This is a genomic window from Hahella sp. CCB-MM4, from assembly GCF_002260525.1.
Taxonomy (GTDB): Bacteria; Pseudomonadota; Gammaproteobacteria; order Pseudomonadales; family Oleiphilaceae; genus Hahella.
The window spans coordinates 62,106-69,626 of record NZ_MRYI01000025.1; the positions used below are offsets into that span (position 1 = coordinate 62,106).

The window sequence follows — 7,521 nt, forward strand, 5'->3', positions numbered from 1 at the left end:
CTTCTATCTATATAGGACAGCTAATATAGAGCAGCCTATTTTTGTGGTCTATATTTAAACTAATACATATCCATCTCTCTTGCCTCACATGGCCCTGCCCAATTGATATGGGAAAGGAATCCAGGGGAAGAACAAATGAAATCCAAGACGGATTCAGGACGGTAAGCTGAAGACTGTGTAGTACTCAATCCTCGTAATTAGATAGCGACAAGGAAATTGGGGCGTATCTCTATGTGGAATACGGTATTTAGCCTTTGCTTGAGGGTAATGTTCGCCACTCTGATATTAATGGCTCCTCCTGTCATGGCAGGAAACAGCTCGAGACTGGATTTGACTCCAGCCGAGCTACGCTGGCTGTCCGCTCACCCTATTGTTTCCATAGCTTACGATGGTTATTTTCCTCCCTACAGCTTTCTGAATGACGATGGTCAACTGGAAGGATTTTCAGTTGATCTCATGAAAATGGTCGCCGATAGAATCGGCATAACATTTCAGATTCATCCAGAATATCAATGGAAAACACTCTATCCCGCCGCACAACAGGGGCAGGTGGACATGGTAGCGACCATGGTGGATCGAGACGAGCGACACCAATGGTTTACTTTTACGAAGCCATATATCTTCAAATCCCTAGTGGTGGTCACCCAGGAAGACGATAGCGGCATTAATCAGCGTGAAGATGTTGCAGGCAGAACGATCGCTCTGGTAAAGGGTTATCAGTATGAGAAACAAATCCTCGACGAATATCCTTCCATTACGCCCTTTCATGTCGACACAATGTTGGATGCCTTGAATGCGGTATCGGTTGGCAAGGCGGATGCGGCGATAACCTTCCTTGGAGCAGGCCATTATTACCGCAACAAATATTTTCTTACCAATCTCAAATATGCCGCAATCTACGATAAACGTAGTTCCAATGAGAGCATTGCTGTCAGAAAAGACTGGCCTGAACTCGCTTCTATGCTCAACAAGGCACTGGAATCCATACCGGAAGCCGAGCTGCAGCGTATACGGGCCAAGTGGCTGCCAGTGGACTACTTGGAAAACCTGGTTGATATAGATCTTACTGAAGCTGAAGAGCAGTGGATAAAGGATCACCGGACTATACGATTGGGAGTGGACCCTGAATTTGCTCCTTTTGAGTATATGGAGGAAGGTAATTACCAGGGTATGGCTTCGGACTACATCAAACTGCTTAGTCAGCGTCTTAATCTGAAAATGGAAGTTGTCGGTGGGCTTTCGTGGAAAGAAGTCATTGCCGGTGTCAAAAATGGCGAAATTGATGTGCTTCCTGCTGTGGGAGTCACCGCTGAACGCCAACAGTACCTCGTTTACACAGAGCCCTATATCAGCTTTCACCGGGTCATCGTCACTCGGAACGATACTCCTTTCATTGCGGGCCTTCAGGATCTGCAAGAGCTTTCCGTGGCCGTCCAGGCGAATACCTCACATCACGGCTATTTAAGTGAAAACACAGATATCCCCCCCTTATTATATGACACCCTGCAGGAGTCCCTGCTGGCGGTCTCCGGAGGTGAAGCGGACGCCTTTGTGGGGAATGTGGCATCGGCTACCTATTGGATCAGGAAACTAAGTCTGGCCAACTTGAAAATTGCTGCGCCAGTATCGACCGAAGTGCAAAATCTGCATTTTGCGGTAAGGAAAGACTGGCCGGAGCTGGCTTCTATTCTGCAAAAGGGGGTGGACAGTATCAGCCCAAGACGACGAAAGCTAATTTCGGAGAAGTGGCTGTCTCTTGAGTATGACACCGCCATCAATTACACCCTGGTATGGGAAGTTGCCATTGGTTTCTCAATTATCGTATCGGTTGTCGTGCTATGGAATATTCTGCTGAATCGCAAGGTCCGGCTCCGGACTTCGCAATTGGTTTATTCAGCCAACTATGATCAATTGACGGACTTGCCCAATCGATTTCTCATCCTTGACAGACTCACCCAAAACATCGGGGATGCCCGCCGAAACCGGGATCGGGTAGCGTTGATCTCGATAGATATCGATGACTTTAAAAAGATAAACGATGCCTTCGGTCACCAGGCAGGTGATGTGATATTGAAGGCGTTTTCTGCACGCTTGAAAGCGTCATTGCCGGACATTCAAAACATTGGCAGACTCGGTGGCGATCAATTTCTGGTGATTCACAGTCAAGTCGCTGATGCTTCGGATTCCGCAGCGCTGGCGGAGCAGATCATAGCCTGTACCCGCCGTAGTTTCAGCACATCGGCCCAGGATGTCTCTCTCACCGCCAGTATCGGTATTTCGTTGTTTCCTGACGATGGTGATACTGCTGAAATGCTTCTAAAGCACGCTGATACCGCTACTCATCATGCCAAAGAGCAAATGCCGGGACGCTATGCCTTTTATACAGAAAGCCTGATTCGCAAAGTGTCCCGAAAACTGGAGCTGGAGCGGCATATACATGGTGCATTGGAACGCAATGAGTTCGAAGTATATTACCAGCCAAAAGTATTGCCGAAGTCCCGCAGGGTTGTCAGTTTCGAGGCCTTACTGCGCTGGCAGAGTGACGAGCTGGGGTTGGTTTCCCCAGCGGAGTTTATTCCGGTGGCCGAGAGGAACGGGCAGATTGAAGAGATCGGGCTTTTTGTCCTGAAAGAATCGCTTGCGGCTCTGTCATCGTGGCGTAAGCGATATGCATATGACTTTTCCGTGGCAATAAATCTGTCTCCGGTCCAGTTCCGGTCAGATGATCTTATACCTTCCATTGAGTCGTTTATTCTGAACTATGGACTAAACAGTAAAACCGTAGAATTTGAGATCACCGAAGGTGTTCTGTTGTCGGGTTATCCCAACATTGAAGAAAAACTGAAAAAGCTCGAAGCTATGGGAGTTTCTCTGGCTATGGATGACTTCGGGACCGGATATTCTTCGCTGAGTTACCTGCGCAAATACAAATTCGACACTCTGAAAATCGATAGAGAATTCATCAGCGACCTGCCTACGGAAGAAGCCGACCGAAAACTTGTCTCGGCCACAATTGCTATGGCTCATGAGTTAGGTATGACGGTGGTTGCCGAGGGAGTGGAGACGGAAGAGCAGAATGCCATCCTTGTGGAGCAGAATTGTGATTTATTACAGGGTTGGTTATTCAGTAAGGCGCTTCCATTCAAGGAGATTACAGAGTTGTTGGATGGACAGTATGAGCGGCGTGGGGAGACGGTTGTATAAAACGTATTTCAATCGCGAGTTTTTAGTCACGTGTGTTAGCTAAAAACAGCTGATCCGAAGCAAGTGTTTTCTGTAGTTTAATACCAATCGAGAATGGTGACCCGCGTCTTTTCGCAGGGACGCGGGTGAGACATAGAGTTACCTGGTCTGTTAAAGAGGATCAATACCTGCCAATTTTAAAAGCCAGGAACTGTGTAAATTGCCCACCTGAGTTAAAGTTATTGTCAGATACCAGAATCAACGTACGTTCTCCGCTGGGCAAGGTAGGGCCGAAGCTGATGCCTTCAATGTTATCCAGAGGCAGACCCAAGTCGGCCAGGTTCAGCAAAAGTCTTTTCTTCATGCTGCGCACCCGGCGGGCATCTTCAATCGAGTCCAGGCCTTTCACATTCGAGGCTCCCAAAGTGGTGGTCAGGTAGAGCCTGATCGAATTACCCACACCGACAGAAAAGGATCGCTCCATAGCGATGAAGGTGTGTGGCGCTACTGATAGAAGTTCCACAAGTCCATTGGTGGAGAAAGAGCCGGTAGGTATTGGCGCATCGGTTACCGGATCGGTTTTGTAAATATATTCACCTTTTGCTTTACCGTTATCCCGGTCCAGCATCAGTATGCGTGACGAGCTGCCAGATTCAATGGATGCCGCCGGGCCGTCCTGCACCAAGGCATTTTCGGTGGCGGTGTATAAGTACTCACGGTTAAAGGAAAAGGTCAGGCTTTCAAAAGCGAGATTATTGCGGATGCCATGGTTTGCATTGGGCAGATAAGCTTCGGGCAATTCAAACTCGTCTAATGGCTGACCTTGACGGTTCATGACTCGAACAAAGGGGGCTAATCCGGCGTTAGCGTCGCCTTCACTGGTCCAATACAAAAGACCGGGGAAGGGGGCAATTCGAATGGATTCAGGATCGATTGCTCCGGCTTCGAAGGAGCTGCCATCGGCATCCAGGATTTCAGTCATATGGGTAAAAACAATATCTCCATCATCTAGATAGCCGTCGCTCAAGTCCATGGTCAGTTCGTAGAAACGGGCAGGCCCGATCTGGGCGCGGTCATCGCAAATAGCGATAAATGAGTCAGCGGAGGCATCGTAATCAATTCCTGAGAGTCCACCCAACTCGACACCGTCAAACACATAACCCGTTGGGAACGTGGCTTCGCCGATAAACTCAAGATGACGAATTCCGTGGCCGTGGCCTGGATATGCTAGTGCTGATGTTGAGCACAATAACGCTGCCATCAATGAAGTACATTGTTTCCTTTTCATACGGTAAACCTCGTAAAAACACATCGCGAACATTTATTTCCAGACACCAGAACTGGAACTCAAGACAATAAGCATTCAATGGTGCATGAGGATGATGTCGAAATAATGAACTTGTTGTGACGAGCCGGTGAAATGTGTACTTTTCGCAGCTTGACTTTGAATCTTCCGGAGCGAGTACTTGGGTAATATAGATATGAAACACTCAAATGATGAATAAGGTTCCTAACTTGCTATTCATCTGCAGTCGTAATCAGTGGCGTAGTCCAACAGCAGAAGAGATATGGAAGAAAGACCCCAATTTTAATGTCAGGTCTGCGGGCACAAGCCAGAAGGCACGGAAGACCGTGAGTTCAAATGATGTAAGCTGGGCTGATATCATTTTTGTGATGGAAAAGAAGCATAAGAACAGGTTGTTCGCTGAATTTAGCAGAATGCTTGAATTCAAACCGGTTTATGTTCTTGATATACCTGATGAGTATAAATACATGGACCCGGAATTGGTCTCTGAGATCGAGGAAAGAGTTGGGTTAATTCTTGGGAAGTAGATGGGCAGGATGGATAACGAAAGAAAAATTCAATATTGGGGAATTGAGACGGACCCTGAATTTACTCCTCCAAAGGAGTATAAGGTGGAACGCTCGCGAATAATGTATGTTGAGAATAAATCGAGTGGTCTTGAGGGAGAAGCAAGAATAGGCAGAGTCTATTTTTCCAAGACGGGAAAGACTCTCTATTATCGCGGGCTAAAGTTTCAAAGCTTAAAGGGGAACGGTATCAAGGCTAATTACTATGAGGTTGATAGTCTGGATGAATATTGGATCTCAGGCCCGCGAAAAGATGAGAATAATCGCTTGTATGGTGGAAACCGAGGAGTTGTGGTTGATAAGGATATTGAGGACGAATACAAAAAACTCATCAGTTAAGCTCAACAAAAACAGTAGGTATTGAGCAAGGTCGACAATCAAAGTTTGGCTAATACCCAGTGTCTTCAATATGAACCACTTCCAATTTTCCTGCTATACCTCTTGAAGGCTTATCATGAATCTCGATGCTATAGAAAAAGTCCTGGTTTGGTTACTGATTTTCGGAGTACTAATTTATGAAATATGGTTTTATCTAAGGGGCAGGTCATCTCTAAAGTGGAAGCAACATCCTGCAAAAGTTGTCTCTGTTTATGTAAATGTTCGGGACAATGACGGAACTGAAGAAAGTAGCCCTTCCATTAAGTATGAATATTTCTTTAACGGCAGTCTTTATACAGGTAAGAGATATGCATATGGTGATATCTGGTCCAGAAATTATGGGGACTCCACACGAAAAATATCGAGCATTCATGTCGGGAGATCCATCGATATTTATGTCAACCCCAAACATCCTAATCAATCTGTTGTGCGAAAGGGTTATACCGGGAATATTCTATTGGAAATAGTATTTCTGGGGATCGCATTGGTCGGTATAGCTGTAAGTTGATATTGCCCAATATGTTTCAGGGGAATATCTGGCTTCGCGTCGATATGATAACGGAAGTGGAGACTACGTGGAAAAGATTGAAAACCTACCATTATTGAAAGTAGAGCCTGTTGACTTCAAGAGAGCTCTGACGGTTGTAAATCGATCAAAACGCTTTGTTATCAGCGTTCCGAATTTACCCGATGGTGGTGAGCCATTGGTATATCCAGAAAGCAGCGAACGTGCTGGTCAGCTAATGACAAAGGGATCGCAAGGAAAACCAGATAGAGGAGTCGTTTTTTTTAACGGTAAGGATAATGCTTGGCAGTCCGTAAAGGGAGGCGGAGCTGACACAATATTGGTAAACGATGTTTCTACCCACCAGGCAAATCTCTTGCTTCAAAAATATAGAGAACTGGGTGCAGGGGTACAGTTGCTCGGGTTAGCGGAGATTAAGAAACTTCTTTCATACGCAGCTAATGAACTAGGTATTGTTGATTTCTACAATAAACAGCGAGTTAGTGTGGAAAGGGATATGGTGGTTATCGATGCCAGTAATCCATTCTTTATGGAAGTGAATAGTTCTGTTTTACATAAGGCGATTTATGTCCCAGATGGGTTTGCTTTTGATGGGCCTGTAAAGCAGGTATTTCCCAATGGCGCTGTTATCGTCAATAAAGGCAAGTACTCTTGGGGAGTTGATTCAGCGGTATTTTTGAGAAGCTACAGGGCTCTTGTTGGCCGTCGTGAAAGATTACTAGGTAGTGTGGAAAGGGAATTTGGACTCAGTGGTAGAACGAAACGAGTGTGGATATAGATAATCCAAGGCTTTCAGAAAATTAAAGAGATCTTTTCCTTTGGTATGTCCAAAAAGCCCGGTGGGAGGAATTGTGTGTACGGTCATTTAATCTTATCGAGTATTTAGGAAGGGGTTCTGGGAAATAAATCAGGATTCTGGGAATGCTCCTTCAATGGAGTATAAGGTAGAGAGCAGATCATCCTAATTGAAAAATAGTTTCGGAACGCCAGTTGGGAATGACATATACAACTGAAATGACAGATTTTCATACAGACAGGACATTGTCATGAATGATTTTGACCCTGACGTTGCTGAACACCTTGATACTACGCTCGGAATGGAAGAAGACCAGAATATTTGGTCATTTAAAGAGGAGGGGTTCTGGGTCTTAAAGTTCAATAATCAACCTAGTTTGGGAGCTAATTCTTTTATAACAAGTGGATTGGGTAGGTATAAGCTTACAATGGGGTCTGGGGGGAATATTCGGCAAGAATTGATGATAACTGTATGGGAGGAGTTTGCGGATCTGCACCCGGAAAATCAGCTTGTGTCGTTGTCCTTAGACTTCATTGAAAGGCATATTCCAATTCCAAACCACCAAGTTATTCCGTGGCAAGGAGGAGGGTGTTCAAAACTCTGTGTCAGCCAAGTCAAAGATCGATATGAGCGTCCAGCCGCCCTTCAAAGTGAATCGATAGCTGCGAGAGCGTGAGATTCCAGTTCTGCACCGGATGCGTCCACCGTTCTGTGGCATTCAACATACCAGCGTACAGCAGCTTCAGCAAACTGTTCTCATTGGCAA

6 protein-coding genes and 1 pseudogene are annotated in these 7,521 nt (G+C 45.8%); 5 read left to right on the forward strand and 2 right to left on the reverse strand.

Annotated features, from left to right (window positions below):
* Nucleotides 1-231: 231 nt before the first annotated feature.
* Nucleotides 232-3,204 carry an EAL domain-containing protein gene (locus BTA51_RS27070; RefSeq protein WP_094712208.1) on the forward strand — a complete coding sequence of 991 codons (2,973 nt, stop codon included), beginning with the start codon at nt 232-234 and terminating at the stop codon, nt 3,202-3,204.
* A gap of 160 nt (nt 3,205-3,364) precedes the next feature.
* On the opposite strand, the gene BTA51_RS27075 is transcribed toward BTA51_RS27070, so the two are convergent.
* Nucleotides 3,365-4,471, reverse strand: coding sequence for an esterase-like activity of phytase family protein (locus BTA51_RS27075; RefSeq protein WP_168188313.1), 1,107 nt, complete (start codon nt 4,469-4,471; stop codon nt 3,365-3,367).
* 206 nt (nt 4,472-4,677) lie between these two features.
* Here BTA51_RS27075 and BTA51_RS27080 point away from each other — a divergent pair, with 206 nt between their 5' ends.
* The 4 genes from BTA51_RS27080 (at nt 4,678) to BTA51_RS27095 (ending at nt 6,737) form a co-directional block, all read left to right on the forward strand.
* Nucleotides 4,678-5,016 carry a low molecular weight protein tyrosine phosphatase family protein gene (locus tag BTA51_RS27080; RefSeq protein WP_246841215.1) on the forward strand — a complete coding sequence of 113 codons (339 nt, stop codon included), beginning with the start codon at nt 4,678-4,680 and terminating at the stop codon, nt 5,014-5,016.
* A gap of 9 nt (nt 5,017-5,025) precedes the next feature.
* On the forward strand, nt 5,026-5,394 hold the full coding sequence (locus BTA51_RS27085; RefSeq protein ID WP_094712219.1) for a 1-deoxy-D-xylulose-5-phosphate synthase: 369 nt from the start codon (nt 5,026-5,028) through the stop codon (nt 5,392-5,394).
* Nucleotides 5,395-5,509: 115 nt separating this feature from the next.
* On the forward strand, nt 5,510-5,941 hold the full coding sequence (locus BTA51_RS27090; RefSeq protein WP_094712210.1) for a DUF3592 domain-containing protein: 432 nt from the start codon (nt 5,510-5,512) through the stop codon (nt 5,939-5,941).
* Nucleotides 5,942-6,008: 67 nt separating this feature from the next.
* Nucleotides 6,009-6,737, forward strand: coding sequence for a hypothetical protein (locus BTA51_RS27095; RefSeq protein WP_094712211.1), 729 nt, complete (start codon nt 6,009-6,011; stop codon nt 6,735-6,737).
* A 632-nt stretch (nt 6,738-7,369) separates the two neighbouring features.
* On the opposite strand, the pseudogene BTA51_RS27100 reads toward BTA51_RS27095, so the two are convergent.
* Nucleotides 7,370-7,521, reverse strand: a pseudogene (locus BTA51_RS27100) (IS256 family transposase); the annotation flags it as partial.

Bases quoted from the DNA above. Each gene is read 5' to 3' on its own strand.
- BTA51_RS27090 (WP_094712210.1), top strand. From the start codon at position 5,510: ATGAATCTCGATGCTATAGAAAAAGTCCTGGTTTGGTTACTGATTTTC.
- BTA51_RS27080 (WP_246841215.1), top strand. From the start codon at position 4,678: ATGATGAATAAGGTTCCTAACTTGCTATTCATCTGCAGTCGTAATCAG.
- BTA51_RS27085 (WP_094712219.1), top strand. From the start codon at position 5,026: ATGGATAACGAAAGAAAAATTCAATATTGGGGAATTGAGACGGACCCT.
- BTA51_RS27070 (WP_094712208.1), top strand. From the start codon at position 232: ATGTGGAATACGGTATTTAGCCTTTGCTTGAGGGTAATGTTCGCCACT.
- BTA51_RS27075 (WP_168188313.1), bottom strand. From the start codon at position 4,471: ATGAAAAGGAAACAATGTACTTCATTGATGGCAGCGTTATTGTGCTCA.